The organism is Ruegeria sp. AP7 (genome assembly GCF_056539905.1).
The window spans coordinates 1-546 of the sequence record NZ_JBQFVT010000050.1; the positions used below are offsets into that span (position 1 = coordinate 1).

Sequence of the window (546 nt, forward strand, 5' to 3'; positions counted from 1 at the left end):
CACCGGCAAGGCCAGCCCGGCCCGTTGCAGCAGCGCCCCCAGATCGCGCAGCTCACCCATGGGTGCGATTCGCGGGCTGAGGCCGCCGGTCACCTCGATCTCGGCCTGCCCAAGGGCTGTGCGCAATTCATGCAGGGTTTCTCCGCCCAGGCAGACCACCAGCAGCAGCCCATCGGGCTGTAGTGCGCGATGGCATTGGATCAACTGCCCGACCGGATCATTGGCGCAATGCAGCGCCATGGCGTGAATCACCAGATCATGCGCACCGGGCTGCAGCGGTAACAGGTCTTCATCCTCCACCATCGTCGCATCTGGCAGAACATCTGACCATAGATGTGGAAACGGGCTTACAATCGCTGGCGTCGTAAAGGTTTTGTTAACCATGGAGAGCCGATCCTGCACCTCATCAACTGCAGCGTGGTGCAGGAACAGCGCGTCTTCCTGCGCGCGGGCGCGATGCAGCCGGATAGCGGCGCGGTCAAACAACGAGGGTGCAGTGGACTCGGGCAGTTTCATAGCTCGCAATTATCGCATGGCGCAGCGGAT

1 protein-coding gene is annotated in these 546 nt (G+C 62.1%); it reads right to left on the reverse strand.

The features are described 5' to 3' along the window. Positions 1-516, reverse strand: a 516-nt coding sequence (locus tag ACR0KN_RS22485; RefSeq protein WP_480656710.1) for a class I SAM-dependent methyltransferase, incomplete at its 3' end; no start/stop codon positions are given. Positions 517-546: the final 30 nt, after the last annotated feature.